The 18,508-nt window shown below is 75.5% G+C and carries 15 protein-coding genes; 10 read left to right on the top strand and 5 right to left on the bottom strand.

What is annotated here, in order from left to right; all coding sequences use genetic code 11:
* Positions 1–106: 106 nt before the first annotated feature.
* Positions 107–820 carry a GntR family transcriptional regulator gene (locus ACF1ED_RS19065; protein WP_391761835.1) on the bottom strand — a complete coding sequence of 238 codons (714 nt, stop codon included), beginning with the start codon at positions 818–820 and terminating at the stop codon, positions 107–109.
* A gap of 239 nt (positions 821–1,059) precedes the next feature.
* On the opposite strand from ACF1ED_RS19065, the gene ACF1ED_RS19060 reads away from it, so the two are divergent.
* From ACF1ED_RS19060 to ACF1ED_RS19040, 5 genes are all read left to right on the top strand, one after another.
* Positions 1,060–2,403, top strand: coding sequence for an MFS transporter (locus ACF1ED_RS19060; protein WP_391761833.1), 1,344 nt, complete (start codon positions 1,060–1,062; stop codon positions 2,401–2,403).
* 5 nt (positions 2,404–2,408) lie between these two features.
* Positions 2,409–3,203, top strand: a complete 795-nt coding sequence (locus ACF1ED_RS19055) for a putative hydro-lyase (RefSeq protein WP_391761906.1) — start codon at positions 2,409–2,411, stop codon at positions 3,201–3,203.
* A gap of 73 nt (positions 3,204–3,276) precedes the next feature.
* On the top strand, positions 3,277–4,041 hold the full coding sequence (locus ACF1ED_RS19050; RefSeq protein WP_391761831.1) for a LamB/YcsF family protein: 765 nt from the start codon (positions 3,277–3,279) through the stop codon (positions 4,039–4,041).
* The gene (locus ACF1ED_RS19045; protein ID WP_391761829.1) at positions 4,038–4,679 is read left to right on the top strand and encodes an allophanate hydrolase subunit 1; all 642 of its coding nucleotides are present in this window, start codon (positions 4,038–4,040) and stop codon (positions 4,677–4,679) included. The genes ACF1ED_RS19050 and ACF1ED_RS19045 overlap by 4 nt, the downstream gene beginning before the upstream one ends.
* A complete protein-coding gene (locus ACF1ED_RS19040) occupies positions 4,676–5,539 on the top strand; it encodes a biotin-dependent carboxyltransferase family protein (protein WP_391761827.1) in 864 nt (287 codons plus the stop codon). Before ACF1ED_RS19045 ends, ACF1ED_RS19040 begins: the two co-directional genes overlap by 4 nt.
* Here the strand turns inward: ACF1ED_RS19040 and ACF1ED_RS19035 are convergent.
* The 3 genes from ACF1ED_RS19035 to ACF1ED_RS19025 form a co-directional block, all read right to left on the bottom strand.
* Positions 5,526–9,152, bottom strand: a complete 3,627-nt coding sequence (locus tag ACF1ED_RS19035; protein WP_391761825.1) for a hydantoinase B/oxoprolinase family protein — start codon at positions 9,150–9,152, stop codon at positions 5,526–5,528. The two genes, ACF1ED_RS19040 and ACF1ED_RS19035, sit on opposite strands and share 14 nt — an antisense overlap.
* A 176-nt stretch (positions 9,153–9,328) precedes the next feature.
* The gene (locus ACF1ED_RS19030) at positions 9,329–10,825 is read right to left on the bottom strand and encodes a HEAT repeat domain-containing protein (protein WP_391761823.1); all 1,497 of its coding nucleotides are present in this window, start codon (positions 10,823–10,825) and stop codon (positions 9,329–9,331) included.
* A gap of 277 nt (positions 10,826–11,102) precedes the next feature.
* Positions 11,103–11,495 (bottom strand): ankyrin repeat domain-containing protein, encoded by a 393-nt coding sequence (locus ACF1ED_RS19025; RefSeq protein WP_391761821.1) that lies wholly within the window; start codon positions 11,493–11,495, stop codon positions 11,103–11,105.
* Between the two features lie 359 nt (positions 11,496–11,854).
* Between ACF1ED_RS19025 and ACF1ED_RS19020 the strand changes: the two genes are divergently transcribed.
* Together ACF1ED_RS19020 and ACF1ED_RS19015 are read left to right on the top strand one after the other, a co-directional pair.
* On the top strand, positions 11,855–12,049 hold the full coding sequence (locus tag ACF1ED_RS19020; RefSeq protein ID WP_030493667.1) for a hypothetical protein: 195 nt from the start codon (positions 11,855–11,857) through the stop codon (positions 12,047–12,049).
* A 37-nt stretch (positions 12,050–12,086) separates the two neighbouring features.
* On the top strand, positions 12,087–13,688 hold the full coding sequence (locus ACF1ED_RS19015; protein ID WP_391761819.1) for a hypothetical protein: 1,602 nt from the start codon (positions 12,087–12,089) through the stop codon (positions 13,686–13,688).
* A gap of 133 nt (positions 13,689–13,821) precedes the next feature.
* On the opposite strand, the gene ACF1ED_RS19010 is transcribed toward ACF1ED_RS19015, so the two are convergent.
* Entirely contained in the window at positions 13,822–15,321 is a 1,500-nt protein-coding gene (locus ACF1ED_RS19010) for a PLP-dependent aminotransferase family protein (RefSeq protein WP_391761817.1), read from the bottom strand.
* A gap of 132 nt (positions 15,322–15,453) precedes the next feature.
* On the opposite strand from ACF1ED_RS19010, the gene ACF1ED_RS19005 reads away from it, so the two are divergent.
* The 3 genes from ACF1ED_RS19005 to ACF1ED_RS18995 are packed head-to-tail and all read left to right on the top strand — an operon-like array spanning position 15,454 to position 18,397.
* On the top strand, positions 15,454–16,203 hold the full coding sequence (locus ACF1ED_RS19005) for a YitT family protein (RefSeq protein WP_391761816.1): 750 nt from the start codon (positions 15,454–15,456) through the stop codon (positions 16,201–16,203).
* A complete protein-coding gene (locus ACF1ED_RS19000) occupies positions 16,200–16,964 on the top strand; it encodes a glycerophosphodiester phosphodiesterase (protein WP_391761815.1) in 765 nt (254 codons plus the stop codon). Before ACF1ED_RS19005 ends, ACF1ED_RS19000 begins: the two co-directional genes overlap by 4 nt.
* 50 nt (positions 16,965–17,014) lie before the next feature.
* Complete coding sequence (locus tag ACF1ED_RS18995; RefSeq protein ID WP_391761814.1) at positions 17,015–18,397, top strand: MFS transporter; 1,383 nt, start codon at positions 17,015–17,017, stop codon at positions 18,395–18,397.
* The last annotated feature ends 111 nt before the right edge of the window (positions 18,398–18,508 follow it).

The following is an 18,508-nucleotide window of genomic DNA, read 5'->3' as shown; positions in this document are numbered from 1 at the left end:
GACAGAGTAGGTCCTCGCACCGACACGGGTCGAAACGGCGCAGAAACCACCGCCCCGCCCGCCCGGGGAGGTACCCTCCGCGACCGCTCCGGCGGCCTGCGGCCCGCTACGCCCCGGCCGGTTCGTCCACGGCCCGGGCGTAGGCCGCCGCGACGCGGCGGATGGAGTCGTCGAGGTAGCGGGTGAGGAGGCCCTCGGCGGCGGCCCGCTCCCCCGCCCGCAAGGCTTCCAGGATCTCCTTGTTGCGGACGAGGTAGGGCTCGTGGAGGGCCCGGGGGTCGTCCACGACGTGGAAGGCGAGCCGGAGTTCGGCGAGGACGCTCCGCATGAGCTCGTCGGTGCGGGCGCTGCCGGCGAGGGCGACGAGTTCGCGGTGGAAGTGGATGTTGGCGGTGGAGACCGCGCGCCAGTCGCCGGCGCGCGCGGCGGCCTCGCCCCCGGCGACGGCGGCGGCGAGGCCGTCCACCGGGAAGGGCGGGTCGCCGAGGCCCCGGACGACGGCGCACTCGACGAGCCGGCGGGTGCGGTAGATGTCCTCGACGTCGTCCACGGCGAGGACCCGGACGAAGACGCCGCGGTTCAGCTCGTGGACGAGCAGCCGCTCGTGGGTGAGGAGCCGGAAGGCCTCGCGCAGGGTGTTGCGGGACACCCCGAGGGCGCCGCCGATGCTCTCCTCGGAGAGCCGGGTGCCGGGCGGGAAGAAGCCCTCGGCGATGCGGGTGCGCAGGATGTCCGCGACCCGTTCCGCCGTGCTGGTGCGCCCGAGCAGCGCGCGGTCGTCCGCCAGGCCCCCGGTCGTCCCGGTGCCGCTCGCGTCCACGGTCCCCCTCCCTGCCGGGGCGATCGGCCCCCTCGTCGTCCGGCCGCCGAGTCAACCGCAGAAACGGATCGGGGACAACATCCCCCTTGTCGAATCGTTGAACAATCCTCTACCTTGGCGCCACCGCACACGGTCACCACCGGAGCACGCCCCGGTACCGGACCGTCCCCGGCGGCCCGCACGCTTCCGCACGGCCTTTCGTACGTCTCCGGCACGCCTCCCCCCCTTGCGAGGTGCAGATGAGCACGGCACAGCCCCGGCAGCACTCCCAGGACGACCACCCCGACCACCCCGACCACCCCGACCACCCGGCCGCCCCTGACGCCCCTGACGCCCCCGACGGCCCCGGCGCGACGGGCGCCTTCGGCTGGCTGCGCGCGCTGGGCCCGCGCGGACGGCGGGCCTTCGGCGGCGCCTTCGGCGGATACGCCCTGGACTCCTACGACTTCTTCACCCTGCCGCTGTCCATGGTGGCGATCGCCGCCTACTTCGGCCTCGACAAGGGTCAGACCGGACTGCTCACCACCGTGACCCTGGTGGTCTCGGCGGTGGGCGGCGCGCTCGCCGGGGTCCTCGCCGACCGCGTGGGCCGCGTCAAGGCCCTGATGATCACGGTGATCACCTACGCGCTCTTCACCGTGCTCTGCGGCTTCGCGCCCGACTACGAGACGCTGCTGGTCTTCCGGGCGCTCCAGGGCCTCGGCTTCGGCGGGGAGTGGGCGGTCGGGGCGATCCTGGTCGCCGAGTACGCCTCCGCGAAGCACCGGGGCCGTACGCTCGGCGCCGTGCAGTCGGCGTGGGCGGCCGGCTGGGCCCTCGCGGTGATCGTCTACACCCTGGTGTTCCAGTTCTTCGACGCGGACCTGGCCTGGCGGATCCTGTTCTGGACGGGCGCCCTGCCCGCGCTGCTCGTGTTCTGGGTGCGGCGGCACGTGGAGGACGCCCCGCAGGCGGCCGCCGCACGCGTGGCGAGCCCGGAACGGGGCTCGCTGCGGGCGGTGTTCCGGCCCGGGCTGCTGCGCACCACGCTCTTCGCGATCCTGCTCTCCACGGGCGTGCAGGGCGGCTACTACACGCTCGCCACCTGGGTGCCGACCTTCCTGAAGACCGAGCGCGGGCTGACCGTGGTCGGCACCGGCGGCTACCTGACGCTGCTGATCTCGGGCGCCTTCCTCGGCTATCTGACGGGCGGCCACCTGACGGACCGGATCGGCCGCAAGCGGAACATCGCGCTCTTCGCCGTCCTGTCGGCGGCGGCGGTCCTCGCGTACACCCAGATCCCGGCGGGCGCGAACACCCTCCTCCTGGTGCTCGGCTTCCCGCTCGGCTTCTGCATGTCGGCCATCTTCAGCGGCTTCGGCTCCTTCCTCGCCGAGCTGTACCCGACGCCGGTGCGCGGCACCGGCCAGGGACTCACGTACAACACCGGCCGCGCGGTCGGCGCGGTCTTCCCCACCCTGGTCGGCTTCCTCTCCGAGAGCTGGGGCGTCGGCGGGGCGCTGGTCTTCGGCGCGGTGGGGTACGGGATCGCGGTCGTCGCGCTGCTCGGACTGCCGGAGACGCGCGGGAAGGAGCTGGGGTGAGCGGCATCGAAAAGCCGGGGGCGGGCGTACCGGGTCCGCGGGAGGCACGCGCGCGTGCGCGGGCCGGGACCGCCGGTCCGACGGCCGGCTGGGCCCCCGGCCACGCCCAGGCCAACCTGATCGCGGTGCCGGCCGACTGGGCCTACGACGTCCTCCTCTTCTGCACCCGCAATCCCAGGCCCTGCCCGGTCCTGGACGTCACCGACGCCGGTTCCTGGACCACCCCGCTCGCGCCGGGGGCGGACCTGCGCACCGACGTCCCGGGCTACCGCGTGTGGGAGGACGGGCGGCTGGTGGCGGAGCCGGCGGACGCCACGCCCTACTGGCGGACCGACCTGGTCTCGTTCCTGATCGGGTGCAGCTTCACCTTCGAGGGGGCGCTCGACGCGGCGGGGGTGCCGCTGCGCCACGTCGAGCAGGGCCGGAACGTGTCGATGTACGTCACGGACCGGGCCTGCCGGCCCGCCGGGCGGCTGCACGGGCCGATGGTGGTGTCGATGCGGCCGGTCCCGGCGGAGCTCGTACCGACGGCCCGGCGGATCAGCGGGCTGCTGCCCGCGGTCCACGGGGCGCCGGTGCACGCGGGCGACCCCGCGGCGCTCGGGATCCGTGACCTGGACCGGCCGGACTTCGGGGACCCGGTGGTGGCGGAGCCGGGGGACGTGCCGGTCTTCTGGGCCTGCGGGGTCACCCCGCAGGCGGCCGTCATGGCCTCGCGTCCGCCGTTCGCGATCACCCACGCGCCGGGGCGGATGTTCGTCACCGACGTCCGGGACGAGGAGTACCGGCTCGTCCTCTGAAACCACTCCTCCACGCGCGCGTGCCGCCACAGCACCACAGCACCACAGCACCGGTGAAGGGAACAGCACCATCATGAGCGGGGTCTCGATCGACCTGAACGCCGATCTCGGCGAGGGCTTCGGCCGCTGGACGCTGACCGACGACGAGCGGCTGCTCTCCGTCGTCACCAGCGCCAACGTGGCCTGCGGCTTCCACGCGGGGGACGCGGTCACCATGCGGCGGGTGTGCGAACTCGCCGCCGAGCGGGGGGTACGCGTCGGGGCCCAGGTGTCCTACCGGGACCTGGCCGGTTTCGGGCGGCGCGCGATGGACGTGCCGGCGGCGGAGCTGGCCGCGGAGGTGGCGTACCAGATCGGCGCCCTGGAGGTCTTCGCCCGCGCGGCGGGGTCCCGGGTGTCGTACGTGAAGCCGCACGGCGCGCTCTACAACCGGGTGGTGCGGGACGCGGAGCAGGCGGCGGCGGTCGTCGACGGGGTGCTGCTCGCGGGCGGCGGGCTGCCGGTGCTCGGGCTGCCCGGTTCGCGGCTGCACGAGGCGGCGGAGCGGGCGGGGCTCCCGGCGGTCGCCGAGGCCTTCGGGGACCGCGCGTACCGGGCCGACGGCTCCCTGCTGCCACGGGGGCGGGAGGGAGCCGTCGTGCACGATCCCGACGTGGTGGTCGAGCGGTCGGTGGCGCTGGTCCGCGCGGGCACGGTGACCGCGCACTGCGGGACGGCCGTGCGCGTGCGGGCACGTTCGCTCTGCCTGCACGGGGACACCCCGGGCGCGGTGGAGCTGGCCCGGCGCGTCCGGGCGGGCCTGGAGTCCGCCGGGGTCACCGTGGGGGCCTTCGCGTGAGGGTGCTGCGCGTGGGCGAGCACGCCCTCCTGGTCGAACTGGCCGACGGCGCCGCCGCCGAGGCGTTCCACGCGGAGCTGCTGCGGCGCCGGGCGGCGGGCGCGCTGCCCGGCGTGCGGGAGATCGTGCCGGCCGCGCGGACGGTGCTGCTCGACGGGGTGGCCGAACCGGCGGCCCTGGCGGCCGAGCTGCCCGGCTGGGAGCCGCGGCCGGGGCACGCGCGCGTGGGCGAGGTCGTGGAGGTCCCCGTCCGGTACGACGGGCCCGATCTGGCCGAGGTGGCCGCCCGGTGGGAGGTGTCGCCCGCCGAGGCGGTGCGGATCCACTCCTCGGCCGAGTTCCGGGTCGCGTTCTGCGGCTTCGCCCCCGGTTTCGGCTATCTGACGGGACTCGGCGCGCGGTACGAGGTGCCGCGCCGGGCGACGCCCCGGACCTCGGTGCCGGCCGGGGCGGTGGCGCTGGCGGGGCCGTACACGGGGGTGTACCCGCGCTCCTCGCCGGGCGGCTGGCAGCTGATCGGGACGACGGACGCGGTCCTGTGGGACACCGGCCGCGAACCGGCGGCGCTGTTCTCCCCCGGCACGCGCGTGCGGTTCGTCCCGGCGGACGTCCTGACGGGGACGGGGGCGGGCCGGTGAACGACCGTGCCGTCGCCGTGGTCCGGGCCGGCGCCCTGACCACCGTGCAGGACCAGGGGCGGACCGGGTTCGCGCATCTGGGCGTGCCCCGCTCCGGGGCCCTGGACCCGGCCGCCGCCCGCCTGGTGAACCGGCTGGTGGGCAACGACGAGGGGGCCGCGGTCCTGGAGACCACCGTCACCGGCTGCGCGCTGCGGCCCCGGCGCGCGGTGACCGTGGCGGTGGGCGGCGCGCCCTGCCCGGTCCGGGCGGACGGCCGTCCGCTGCCCTGGGGCACGGCGGTACGGGTTCCGGCCGGCGCGCTCCTGGAGGTCGGCGCGGCGGTGCGCGGGCTGCGCTCGTACGTGGCGATCGGCGGCGGGATCGCCGTCGATCCGGTGCTCGGCAGCCGTTCCACGGACCTGCTGTCCGGGCTCGGCCCGGCACCGCTGGCGGACGGGGCGGTGCTGCCGCTGGGGGCGGCCGCGGCCGTACGGGGGCCGGTCGACGCTCCCCCCTGGCCGGGCCCGCCGGACGAACTCGTCCTGCGGGTCCGGCTCGGGCCGCGCGACGACTGGTTCACCGGCGGGGCGCTGCGGACCCTGACCACGCGCGCGTACCTGGTGTCGTCGGCGAGCAACCGGATCGGGCTGCGGCTCGACGGGCCCTCCCTGGAGCGTGCCGGGTCGGGGGAACTGCCCAGCGAGGGCATGGTCCTGGGGGCGGTGCAGGTGCCGCCGGACGGACGGCCGGTGGTCTTCCTGGCGGACCATCCGACGACCGGCGGCTACCCCGTGGTGGCGGTGGTGCGGGAGGCGGACCTGGCGGCTGCGGCGCAGGCCGCGCCGGGGACGCCGGTCCGCTTCGTCACGGCTCCGTAGGGCCGCCGGGCCGGACGCCGTCCTCCGGCGGGGTGCCGTAGCCCCCGCCGCCGGGGGTGCGCAGCACCAGGACGTCGCCGGGGCCGACCTCGGTGGTCGCGGCGCCGTCGAGGCGGTCCACGGTGCCGTCGGCGCGTTCGACGAGGTTCTCCCCGAGGGCGCCCGGGGCGCCGCCCGCCATGCCGTACGGGGGCACCCGCCGGTGTCCGGTGAGGAGGGTGACGGTCATCGGCTCCAGGAACCGCAGTCGCCGTTCCACGCCGGCGCCGCCGTGCCACCGGCCCCGGCCGCCGCTGCCCTCGCGCACGGCGAAGGCGTCGAGGCGGACGGGGTGGCGCCACTCCAGGACCTCGGGGTCGGTGAGGCGGGAGTTGGTCATGTGGGTCTGGACGGCGTCGGCGCCGTCGAAGCCGTCGCCCGCGCCGGAGCCGCTGGCGACGGTCTCGTAGTACTGGACGCGGTCGTCGCCGAAGGTGAGGTTGTTCATGGTGCCGGAGCCCTCGGCCTGGACGCCGAGGGCGGCGTAGAGGGCGCCGGTGACGGCCTGGGAGGTCTCGACGTTCCCGGCGACGGTGGCGGCCGGTGGTTCGGGGGCGAGCATCGAGCCGGGCGGGACGCGGATCTCCAGGGGGGCCAGGCAGCCGCTGTTGAGGGGGATGGACTCGTCGACGAGGGTGCGGAAGACGTACAGGACGGCGGCCGTGACGACCGCCGTGGGGGCGTTGGCGTTGCCGGGGAGCTGGGGCGAGGTGCCGGTGAAGTCGAGGACGGCGGAGCGCCGTTCGCGGTCGACGCGGACGGCGACCTGGATGACGGCGCCGGAGTCGGTCTCGTACCGGTGGGTGCCGTCCTCCAGACGGGCGACGATCCGGCGGACCGACTCCTCGGCGTTGGCCCGCACGTGACGCATGTAGGCCCGGACGGCGTCGAGGCCGAACTCCGCGACGGCCTTGCGGAGTTCCTCGATGCCCTTCTCGTTGGCGGCGATCTGGGCCCGCAGGTCGGCGAGGTTGGCGTCGGGGTCGCGGGAGGGGTACGGGGCGCCGGTGAGCAGGGCGCGGGTCTCGGCCTCGCGGAGCCTTCCGTCGCGGACGAGGAGCCAGTTGTCGAAGCGGACGCCCTCCTCGTCGATCGTGCGGCTGAAGGCGGGCATGGAGCCGGGGGTGATGCCGCCGATCTCGGCGTGGTGGCCGCGGGAGGCGACCAGGAAGCGGAGCTCGTGCCCCGCGTCGTCGAAGACGGGGGTGACGACGGTGACGTCGGGCAGGTGGGTGCCGCCGTGGTAGGGGTCGTTGACGGCGTAGACGTCGCCGGGCCGCAGGTCGCCGGCCCTGCGGCGCAGGACCTCCTTGACGGTCTCGCCCATGGAGCCGAGGTGGACGGGGATGTGGGGGGCGTTGGCGACGAGGTTGCCCTCGGCGTCGAAGAGCGCGCAGGAGAAGTCGAGCCGTTCCTTGATGTTGACGGAGTGGGAGGTGTTCTCCAGGCGGACGCCCATCTGCTCGGCGATGGCCATGAAGAGGTTGTGGAAGACCTCCAGGAGGACCGGGTCCACGTCGGTTCCGGCGGCGGTGCGGGCGGGCCGCGGGACGGCGCGGGTGAGCAGCAGGTGGCCGGTGGGCGCGGCGGTGGCGCGCCAGCCGGGGTCGACGACGGTGGTGGCGTCGTCCTCGGCGAGGATCGCGGGCCCGTCGACGGTGTCGCCCGGGCGCAGGTCCTCGCGGCGGTGGAGGGGGGTGTCGGCGGCGGTGGTTCCGTCGTGGGTGGTGACGGTGGCGCGGGGGGCGAGGGGGCCGGTGCGGGCTCCGGCGGGGACGTGGACGGGGCCGTGCGGGCCCGCGGTGCCGACGGCCTCGACGGTCACGGCCTCGGCGACGAGCGGCTTGTCCATGGTGAAGGCGTAGCGGGCGCGGTGGTCGGCGGTGAAGGCGGCGGCCATCGCCTCCGCGGGGCCGAGGTCGACGGGGAGGCTCGCGTCGGTGCCGGCGTAGCGCAGCAGCACGCGCGCGTGGGTGGTGATCGCCGTGTCGGGGAGGCCGTCGGCGCGGAGTTCGGCCCGGGTGCGGTCGGCGAGTTCGGCGGCGACGGCCTCCACGCGCGCGTGGGTGCCGGGTTCGTCGAGCGGGGCCTCGACGGACCGTTCGCGCAGGGCGGTCGCGTCGGCGAGTCCGATGCCGTACGCGGAGAGGACGCCGGCGAGCGGCGGGACGAGGACGGTGTCGACGCCGAGGGCGTCGGCGACGGCGCAGGCGTGCTGGCCGCCGGCGCCGCCGAAGCAGGTGAGGGCGTAGCGGGTGATGTCGTGGCCGCGCTGGACGGAGATCTTCTTGACGGCGTTGGCCATGTCGAGGACCGCGATCCGCAGGAAGCCGGCCGCGACCTCCTCGGGGGTGCGGCCGCCGCCGACCTCCTCGGCGAGGGCGGTGAACCGCTCGCGGACGATCCCGGCGTCGAGCGGTCGGTCGCCGTCGGGGCCGAAGACGGCCGGGAAGTGGCCGGGCTGGATCCGGCCGAGCATCACCTGGGCGTCGGTGACGGTGAGCGGACCGCCGCGCCGGTAGCAGGCGGGGCCGGGGACGGCGCCGGCCGAGTCGGGTCCGACGCGGTAGCGGCGCCCGTCGTAGTGGAGGACGGAGCCGCCGCCGGCGGCGACGGTGTGGATGCTCATCATGGGCGCCCGCATCCGCACCCCGGCGACCTGTGAACCGAGTTCACGCTCGAAAGCGCCGGCGTAGTGCGACACGTCCGTGGACGTGCCGCCCATGTCGAAGCCGATGACGCGGTCGTGTCCGGCCCGGGCGGAGGTGCGGGCCATGCCGACGACGCCGCCCGCCGGTCCGGACAGGACGGCGTCCTTGCCCCGGAAGTGGGCGGCCTCCCGCAGTCCGCCGTTGGACTGCATGAACATCAGGCGGATCCCGGCGAGTTCGGTGGCGACCTCGTCGACGTAGCGGCGCAGCACCGGTGAGAGGTAGGCGTCGACGACGGTGGTGTCGCCGCGCGGGACCAGTCTGATCAGCGGGCTGACCTCGTGCGAGCAGCTGATCTGGGTGAATCCGGCGGCCCTGGCGGCGGCGGCGACGCGCAGCTCGTGGTCCGGGTGGCGGTAGCCGTGCATGAGTACCACGGCGGCGGAGCGGAGCCCGTCCCGGTGGGCGGCGGCGAGCGCGGCGGCGACGGCGGCCTCGTCGAGGGGGCGGACGACGGTGCCGTGCGCGTCCACCCGTTCGGGAACCTCGGCCACGCGCGCGTACACGGCATCCGGCAGCACGATGTGCCGGTCGAAGAGGCGGGGCCGGTTCTGGTAGGCGATCCGCAGGGCGTCGCGGAAGCCCTCGGTGATCAGCAGCAGGGTCGGCTCCCCGCGCCGCTCCAGGAGGGCGTTGGTGGCGACGGTGGTGCCCATCTTGACGACGGCGATCTCCTCGGCGGGGACGGGTTCGCCGGGGGCGAGGCCCATGAGGAGCCGGATCCCGGCCACGGCGGCGTCCTGCCGGCGGGCCGGGTCGTGGGAGAGGACCTTGCGGGTCACGAGGCGCCCGTCGGGGCGGCGCCCCACGACGTCGGTGAAGGTGCCGCCCCGGTCGATCCAGAACTCCCAGCGCCCGCTCATTCCCCCATTGTCGCCGCGAGGGCGGCGGCGGGGGCGGTCTCCGCGCGCGTCCGGCGGACCCGGGGCCGTGCGGCCGGGAGAAGCGGGGCCGTCCGTCCGGTCCCGGGGCGGGGCCCCGCTCGGCGGGGTGCCGCCGGGGGCCGCCCCGCCCCGGGGCGGGGCGGTGGCGGGCCGGCTCAGACCTGGAGGTCGGGACCGATGCGGTTGCGGACCGCCGTCTGGACCTCGACCTCCTCGGCCGGGTCGGCGGCGAGGCGGCGCAATCGCTCGGCCACGCGCGCGTCGGCCGTCTCGGCGTGCTGGGCCGCGATCTCGCGGGTGGTCTCCTCGCAGTCCCAGAGGCACTCGACGGCGAAGCCGCTCGCGAAGGAGGGGTCGGTGGCCGCGAGGGCGCGGGCCGTGCGGCCGCGCAGCTGGGAGGAGGCCGTCTCCCGGTAGACGTGGCGCAGCACGGGGGCCGCGCAGGCGATGCCGAGGCGTCCGGCGCCGTCGACGAGGGTGCCGAGGACGGCCGCGTCGGGTCCGGCGGCGCGGATGGCGGTGCGCAGGGCGCCGAGGACGAGCCCGGCGTCCCGGTCCTCGCCGCGCGCGGCGAGGGTCTCGCCGGCGGCGGCGCCGAGGGGATCGGTGCGGTGGATCCAGGCGCGGGCGCGGGCGACCGCGTCCTCGCCGCACATGCGGAGGTAGGCGGTGACGGCGGCCCGGGCGACGGCCAGGGCGTCCCGGTCGACGGCGCCGGGGACGTCGGGGTAGGGCCCGGCCTGTCCGTGCGCGGTGCCGGCGGCCGTATCGAGGGGGTGTACGGCGTCGGCGGCGGCCTCGACGAGGTCGAGGACGGCGGGGTCGCGGGTGGCGGCCAGGTGGTGCAGGGCGGCGGCGCGGGCGCCGGGGGCTCCCCGGCGGCCGGCGGCGAGCAGCTCGGAGCGGTCCTCGGGACCGGCCACGGCGGCCAGGCAGCGGGCGGCGGGACCGGCGAGGTCGGCGCCGCGCTCGTAGCCCTCCTGGGCCCAGTCGAGGACGGCGCGGACGCTCCAGCCGGGGCGGGGCCCGGCGGGGCGCAGCTGCCGCTGCCAGCGGTCGAAGGAGCCGTGTTCCTGGGCGGCGCGGACGCGGGCGCCGACGGCGTCCCGCCGGTCCTCGGCCCACAGCCGCCAGGGGCGGGGCTCGAAGGCGTCGCGGACGGTGCCGGCGAGCCGCGCGTCGCCGTCCTCGTCCTGGGGGAAGCGGGCGAGGACGGCCTCGGCGAGGGAGCGCAGTCCCGCGTCGTCGTCGCGGAGGGCGAGCTCGTCGAGGGCCCAGGTCCAGTTGGCTCCGGTGGCCGCGTAGCGCCGGAGCAGGAGCAGGGCGTCGTGGCGGCCGTAGGAGGCCAGGTGGCCGAGGACGGCCAGGGCGAGCCCGGTGCGGTGCTCCTCGGTGTCGAGGTGGTCCTCGGCGGCGAAGAGGTGCGCCTCGACGGCCTCCAGGCCTCCGTGGAGGTCGAGGTAGAGCCGGGCGTAGTAGAGGGAGCGGTTCTCGACCCGCCAGTCGTGGCGGGGGTCGGCGAGCACGCAGCGGTCGAGGGCCGCGAGGGCCTCGGCACGGGGGGCGGCGAGGGCGTGCAGGGTGCCGTCGCCGCGGCCCCGCTGCAGCAGACCGAGCAGGGTGCCGCTCGGCGCTATGGCTGGTTCGAACATGGGAAGACGCCTCACATCAAGCTGTCGACACGACGGGGTGGACCGGGGTGGACCGGGTCGGGCGCTGGGCCCGTCCGCGCGGTGGCCGCCCTAGTAGGCCGTGGGACAACATGCCGTCGGGCCGTCCGTCGTACGTCGCTTGTGCGCGCTGCTCATCTTCCTCTGCCTCTCGTCCGTGGCCCGGTCGGACGGCCGGGCTTGTCGTCATGATGACCGACCGTCTCCACGGCCGCGACCACATTTACGGCACCGTTCCCACCTGGGGTTCATGCCTCGTTCACCGGGTGGTGAAGAGCTCCAGGAGTTCGGCCTTCCCGAACATGCGGGCGGTGTCCACGGCGGACGGAGTGCCGGACTCCGGATTCGCCCCGCCGGCGAGGAGGGCGCGGATCACGGCGTCCTCGCCCTTGAAGACGGCTCCGGCGAGCGGGGTCTGGCCGCGGTCGTTGGCGCGGTCGGCGTCGGCGCCGCGCTCCAGGAGGGCGGTGACGGCGGCGGCGTGGCCGTGGTAGGCGGCGAGCATGACGAGGGTGTCGCCCCGGTCGTTGGTGAGGTTCGCGGGGACGCCCGCGTCGACGTAGGCGGCGAGGGCGGCGGAGTCGCCGGTGCGCGCCAGGTCGAAGACCTTCGACGCCAGCTCGACGACCTCGGGGTCCGGGGTCTCGCTCATCTTCACAACCGCCTTCCGTGCTCCGCCTGCGTCCCGCGCGCGTGCCGCCCGGTACCGCCTGCCCTTGACCTGCGCACGGCAAGCGCGGCCGTACGAGTGAATCGACAGGGTACTGCCCTCGCGGTGACATGGCCGCGTCCGGCCGAGGCAAGGATCACGGCGTCCGCCGCCCGTGACCGGCACGCCCCGACGCCCCCTTACCCCACTCCGGCGGTTTCGCCACCCGGGACGGCGGCCGGCGTCCGCCGGTCAAGTGAAAACGCCCGCCATTCACCTGAATGCACCTTTAGTCACATAGATACTTGCCGTGAACCTGGAAGGACTCATCGTGACTGTCCCCTCAACCAGGAGAACACCCAATGATCCTGTCCATCTCAGGCGTGGTCCTGCTCGGCATCATCTGCTTCCTGTTCTTCAAGAAGGACGGCCTCAAGGCCTCGCACGCCCTCGTCTGCGCGCTCTTCGGCTTCTACCTGGCGGGCACCGCCATCGCGCCGAGCATCACCGCGGGCGGCCAGAGCCTGGCCGGCCTGCTGGGCGGAATCAAGTTCTGACGCCTCTCACCCCCTTCCACCCCTCCAGGAGTACGACGTGGCCCCGCGACCACTCCCCCGCATTCTGAGCAGCGGCAGCGCGCAGCTCGCGCGCAGCCGAGAGATCGCGCGGTCGGCCGCCGACAGCGCCACCGACGTGCTCCACCCGCTGATCACGGTCTCCCGCGGTCTGCGGAAACTGGCCGCCGCCGCGCGCGCCAAGTGGGCCGCGACCCCCAAGGAACGGCGAGGTCCCACGCTGTTCCTGGTCGCGGCCTGCGTCCTGGTCGTCGCCCTCGCGCCGTACGGGCCGCTGCTCGCGCTCGTCGCGCTCATGGGTGCCGCCGCGTGGAAGGGGCGTGAGAAACCGGTCGTGAAGACCGGCCCCGACGAGGCGGAGACGGCCCGGCTCAAGGGCCTGTACGAGGCCCTGGTGCCGTACTTCTCCGTCCCCGAGGACCCCGAGCCGCTCTTCGCCCACGGAGGCGACTGGGCCCGGGCCTTCGGCGACCACGCCTTCGACGGGGACGGCCGCCTGACCCGGCTGCGGATCTCCTACCCGCCCTACTTCACCGACGGCGAGGCCGCCTCGCGCGCCCGGATCGAGCAGTTGCTGCACGCCAAGTCGGGGCGCGGCCGCGAGTACCTCTTCGACTGGGACGAGGAGGGCAACCGGCTCGTCATGCACGTGCTGCCCGCCCTCCCGACCACCATCGCCGCCCAGCGGTTCGTCACCGCCCCGGGCGAGACCGTGCTCGGCTTCACCGACGCCGAGGCCGTGCAGCGGACCGTCCCGGTCGTCTCCGCCGACGGCTCCGAGGACGCCCCGGCCGTCGTCTGGCGCACCGGCCCCCGCTCCACCGAGCCGCATCTGCTCGCCGTCGGCCAGCCCGGCAGCGGCACCACCTCCCTGCTGCGCTCCCTCGCGCTCCAGGCCCTCGAACACGGCGACGTGCTGATCGTGGACGGAGCGGGCGCCGGCGAGTACGCCTGCCTGGTCGGCCGCGACGGCGTCCTCGGCGTCGAGAGCGAGCTGTCCGGCGCCCTGGAGAGCCTCGAACGGGCCTCCCGCGAGACCGAGCGGCGGCTGATCTCCGCCAACCGCGCCCGGCAGGCCGGCCACCCGGCCCCGGCGGACACCCGCCGCCCGCTGTGGATCCTCCTCGACCGCCCCGGCGCGCTGGGCCACCTGGCCGCCTCCGAGGGCCGCCCCGACCCCCAGGAGCTGCTCCAGGTGCCGCTGCGGCACGGCCGGGCCGCCCAGGTGACGGTGGTGGTGGCGGAGCAGTTCGACACCGCCGACGCCCTCCACGAGGGGGTACGCGCGCACACCCGCGCCCGCGTGGTGCTCGGCCCCGCCTCCCCCGAGCAGATCGCCGCGGTGCTGGGCGCCGCGCCGCACACCACCCCGACCCCGCAGGTCCCGCCGGGCCGCGGCTACGCCCGCCTCGGCACCGGCCCGGTCCTGCGGCTCCAGGTGCCGGCCACTCCCGACCCGTACGACGACGCCGTCGGCGACACCGACCGGCAGGCCGTCCTCGACCTGCTGCCGGAGCGACGGGCGGCGGCCACGATGGCGCTGGAGAAGGTCCCGGAGGCGGCGGCCGAGCCGGCCCCGGGCCCCTTCCCCCTGCACGCCCCGGTCCCGGCGGAGGGCTGACGCCCCGGCTCCGGCCCCACGGACGGCGAAGGCCGGTACGGACCCCGGGTCCGTACCGGCCTTCGCCGTCTCCACGCGCGCGGCGAGCCCGGCCCGGCTCCCCGCGCGCGTGCCCACCGCCCGGCCGGGCCGGTCAGGCCACGAAGGTCCGGGGCGGCTCCACTCCCCCGCCGAGGCCCGACTCCACCAGCCGGGCCGCGGCGGCGAGCCGGGACGCGGCCTCCTCGGCGACCGGGCCGCCGACCGTGAACGGGAGCCGGACGTACCCCTCGAAGGCGCCGTCGACGCCGAAGCGCGGACCGGAGGGCACCCGGACGCCGACCCGCTCGCCCGCCTCCGCCAGCCGGGAGCCGGAGAGCCCGCCGGTGCGCACCCAGAGCGTCAGCCCGCCCTTCGGCACCTCGAACCCCCACTCCGGCAGCTCCCTGCGGACCGCGGCGACGAGCGCGTCCCGGTTCTCCCGCGCCTGGGCCCGGCGCAGGGAGACCGCCTCCTCCCAGCCGCCGGTGCGCATCAGCCAGTTGACGCCGAGCTGCTCCAGGACGGGGGTGCCCAGGTCGGCGTAGGCGCGGGCGGCGACCAGGGAGCGGATGACGTCGGGCGCGGCACGGACCCAGCCGATCCGCATCCCGGCCCAGAAGGCCTTGCTGGCCGAGCCGACGGTGAGGACGGTGGAGCCTGCCGGGTCGAAGGCGCAGACCGGCCGGGGCATCCGCACGTCCTCGTCGAGGCGCAGCTCGGTCATGGTCTCGTCGACGACCAGGACGGTGCCGGCCGCTCGGGCGGCCTCCACGAGCCCCCGCCGCTGGTCCTCGTCGGCGAGGGCGCCGGTCGGGTTGTGGAAGTCGGCGACGACGTACGCGAGGCGGGGCGCGGCGTCGCGCAGCACCTGGCGCCAGCGGCCGAGGTCCCAGCTGCCGAGCCCCTCGGACATGGCGACGGGGACCAGCCGGGCGCCGGCCTCCCGCATGAGCTGGAGGATGTTGGCGTACGAGGGGGACTCGACGGCGATCCGCTCGCCGCGGCCGGCGAAGAGGTGGCAGATGGCGTCGATGGCGCCCATGGCTCCGGTGGTGACCATGATCTGCTCGGGCATGGTCGGGATGCCGCGGGCGGTGTAGCGCTCGGCGAGCGTGGCGCGCAGCGCGGGCAGTCCGGCCGGGTAGTCGCCGTGGGTGTGCGCGTACGGCGGCAGTTCCTCCAGGGCGCCCTGGACGCTGCGGGTCAGCCAGGGCTCGGGGGCGGGGAGGGCCGCGCAGCCGAGGTCGATGAGGGAGCCGAGGGTCTCCGGGGGCAGCGGTTCGAGGCCGCGCGCGGGCAGCGGGTTGCCGGCCGGGACGGCCGTCCAGCTGCCGGCGCCGCGCCGGGACTCCAGGAAGCCCTCCGTGCGCAGCGCCTCGTAGGCGGCGGCCACGGTGGTGCGGCTGACGGTGAGGGAGAGGGCGAGTTCGCGCTCGGCGGGCAGCCGGGCGGCGACCGGCACCCGGCCCTCCAGGACGAGCAGGCGGATGCCGTCGGCGAGGGCGCGGTAGGCGGGCGGCTTCCGCGTGCCGGGGCCCGCCGGGCGGGGCTGCTGCGCCTGGAGCTGCCGCGCGAGCTGGGCGGCCCCGACGGCCGAAGTCCACTGAGCCATGGAAATCAGTCCACCTTCATCGAATTGGCCATGGTTGGCATCCGTTCTCCCGCCACAGAGTGGCACGGGCCGGTCCACTGTCACCACACCGGGCCGCGGTCCACACCCGTCACCACCCCAGGGGGCACGCCCATGTCCATCGCCTCCGGCACCCGCGGCCGGCACCTGACCCGTCGACTGGTCCAGCTCTACGCCGGCCTGACCCTGTACGGGGTCAGCTCGGCGCTGCTGGTCAGGGCCGGGCTCGGCATGGAGCCGTGGAACGTGCTCCACCAGGGACTGGCCGGGCTCACCGGACTGACGATCGGAGTGGTGTCGATCATCGTCGGCGCGGCCGTCCTGCTGCTATGGATCCCGATCCGGCAGCGGCCGGGCCTGGGCACGGTGTCGAACGTCTTCGTGATCGGCCTGGCCATGGACGGGACCCTGGCGCTGCTCCCGGACGGCCACGGCCCGGCGGCCCGGATCGCCCTCATGGTCCTGGGCATCGTGCTGAACGGCCTGGCGACCGGCCTGTACATCGCGGCCCGCTTCGGCCCCGGCCCGCGCGACGGCCTGATGACCGGGCTGCACCGGCTCACGGGCCGGTCGATCCGGCTGACCCGGACCCTGATCGAGATCGCGGTGGTCACCACTGGCTTCCTGCTCGGCGGCTCCGTCGGCGTCGGCACGCTCCTGTACGCGCTGTCGATCGGCCCGCTCGCCCAGTTCTTCCTCCGCTTCTTCGCCGTCCCGGAGGCGGCCGCCGCCGGGCCCGAGGCCACGGACGCCGCCGGGCCGGACGCCGTCACCCCCGGGCCGGACGCCGTCACCCCCGGGCCGGACGCCGTCGGCACCGCCGTCGCCCCCGCGTCACCGGAAGGCGCCATACTGCGGCGGTGACCCGCGTACGCCACCCCTACCTCGACCACCCGCTCCCGCTGCCCTTCGCCCACCGGGGCGGCACGGCGGACGGCCTGGAGAACACCGCGGCCGCCTTCCGCCGGGCCGCCGCGGCGGGCTACCGCTATTTCGAGACCGATGTGCACACCACCGCCGACGGGGTGCTCGTCGCCTTCCACGACGCGACCCTGGACCGGGTGACGGACACCCCGGGCCGCATCCGCGACCTGCCGTGGGCGGCGGTGCGGGAGGCCCGGGTGGCCGGCAAGGAGCCGCTGCCGCTCTTCGAGGACCTGCTCCAGGAGTTCCCCGAGGCCCGCTGGAACGTGGACCTCAAGACCGAGTCGGCGCTCGCCCCGCTGGTGGACCTGATCTCCCGCACCGGCGCCTGGGACCGGGTCCTGGTCAGCTCCTTCACGGAGGCCCGGGTGGCGCGGGCCCAGCGGCTCGCCGGCCCCCGGCTGGCCACCTCGTACGGCGTGACCGGGGTCGCGGCGCTGCGGATGCGCTCGCTCGGGCTCCCCGCCCCGCTGCGGGCGGGGGCGGTGGCGGCGCAGGTCCCGGAGACGCAGGGCGGGATCCGGGTGGTGGACCGCCGCTTCGTCCGGGCGGCGCACGCGCGCGGGCTCCAGGTCCACGTGTGGACCGTGAACGATCCGGGACGCATGGAGTCTCTCCTCGACCTGGGGGTGGATGGCATCATGACCGATCATCTGGAGACGCTGCGCGAGGTCCTGGCCGCCCGCGGGGCGTGGGCCTGAGGCCGGGCGGGCGTCCCGGCGACGGGGACGAACGAGGGGGGCGTGCGGCCGTGACCGCCGAGACGACCGGTCCTGAGGGGCCCATCACCGATCCGGCCGAGCGCGCGCGGGAGCAGCGCGGCTGGTACTTCTACGACTTCGCCTGCTCGGTCTACTCGACCAGCGTCGTGACCGTGTTCCTGGGGCCGTACCTCAACCAGGTGGCCGAGACGGCCGCCGGGGGCGAGGACGGGACGCTGTACCCGCTCGGCATCCCCGTGGCGCCGGGCTCGCTCTTCCCCTACACGGTGTCCGTGTCGCTGGTGGTGGCCATCATCGCGATGCCGCTGGTGAGCGCGGCGGCGGACCGCCGGGGCCGCAAGAAGCCGCTGCTCGCGGCGGCGGCGTACCTCGGGGCGGCCGCGACGACCGGGATGTTCTTCCTGGAGGGCAGCCGCTATCTGCTGGGCGCCTTCCTGCTGATCGTGGCGAACGCCTCCTTCGCGGTCGCGATGATGCTCTACAACGCCTACCTGCCGCAGATCGCCGACCCGGACGAACGGGACCGGGTCTCCTCGCGGGGCTGGGCCTTCGGCTACACCTCCGGCGCCCTCGTCCTGGTGCTCAACCTCGTCCTCTACTCCGCGCACGAGTCCTTCGGCCTGGAGGAGGGCGAGGCGGTCCGGATCTGCCTGGCCTCGGCGGGCCTGTGGTGGGGCGCCTTCGCGCTGATCCCGCTGCGGCGGCTGCGCGACCGGCGGCTGCCGCCCGCGGCGGGCGGCGCGGAGCGGCCCGCGGGCGGCGGGGCGGTCGGCGCGGGCTGGCGGCAGCTGCGGTCGACCGTCCGGGACATGCGCCGGCACCCGCTGACGCTGGCCTTCCTGCTGGCCTACCTCGTCTACAACGACGGGGTGCAGACGGTGATCTCGCAGGCGGCGATCTTCGGCGAGAAGGAGCTGGGCCTGGAGAAGACCACGCTCATCACGGCGGTGCTGCTGGTGCAGGTGCTGGCCGTGGCGGGCGCGCTCCTGATGGCCCGGTTCGCCCGGACGCACGGCGCCAAGCGGACGATCCTCGGCGCGCTCGTCGTGTGGACGGTCATCCTCCTGGCCGGGTACCTGCTGCCGGCCGGGGCCCCGCTCTTCTTCTACTGTCTGGCGGCGGCCATCGGGCTGGTGATGGGCGGCACCCAGGCGCTGTCCCGCTCGCTGTTCTCGCACCTGGTGCCGGAGGGCAAGGAGGCGGAGTACTTCTCGGCGTACGAGCTGAGCGACCGCGGGCTGAGCTGGCTGGGGCCGTTGATGTTCGGGCTCGTGTACCAGCTGACGGACAGCTACCGAGCTGCCATCATCTCCCTCGTGATCTTCTTCGTGGCCGGTTTCGCGCTGCTCGCGCGGGTACCCGTGCGGGAGGCGGTGAGGAAGGCGGGGAATGTCGTACCGGAGCGAATTTAGACGCGGAAGTGAAAGGCCGGTAGTGTACGCGTTTGGCCTGCCAGGCGGACCGTTACTGCGTGCTGCTTTAGTGAAGACGCCGAGTCACATCTGCCGCCAGATGTGACAAAT

Source organism: Streptomyces sp. NPDC014656 (assembly GCF_043084305.1).
GTDB lineage: Bacteria > Actinomycetota > Actinomycetes > Streptomycetales > Streptomycetaceae > Streptomyces.
Note: the sequence above shows the minus strand (reverse complement) of the source record. Positions and strands in the feature narration are given on the sequence as shown.

Coding starts and splice junctions, on each gene's coding strand:
- ACF1ED_RS19060 (WP_391761833.1), top strand. CDS start 1,060: ATGAGCACGGCACAGCCCCGGCAGCACTCCCAGGACGACCACCCCGAC.
- ACF1ED_RS19050 (WP_391761831.1), top strand. CDS start 3,277: ATGAGCGGGGTCTCGATCGACCTGAACGCCGATCTCGGCGAGGGCTTC.
- ACF1ED_RS19025 (WP_391761821.1), bottom strand. CDS start 11,495: ATGAGCGAGACCCCGGACCCCGAGGTCGTCGAGCTGGCGTCGAAGGTC.
- ACF1ED_RS19020 (WP_030493667.1), top strand. CDS start 11,855: ATGATCCTGTCCATCTCAGGCGTGGTCCTGCTCGGCATCATCTGCTTC.
- ACF1ED_RS19035 (WP_391761825.1), bottom strand. CDS start 9,152: ATGAGCGGGCGCTGGGAGTTCTGGATCGACCGGGGCGGCACCTTCACC.
- ACF1ED_RS19005 (WP_391761816.1), top strand. CDS start 15,454: ATGTCCATCGCCTCCGGCACCCGCGGCCGGCACCTGACCCGTCGACTG.
- ACF1ED_RS19010 (WP_391761817.1), bottom strand. CDS start 15,321: ATGGCTCAGTGGACTTCGGCCGTCGGGGCCGCCCAGCTCGCGCGGCAG.
- ACF1ED_RS19030 (WP_391761823.1), bottom strand. CDS start 10,825: ATGTTCGAACCAGCCATAGCGCCGAGCGGCACCCTGCTCGGTCTGCTG.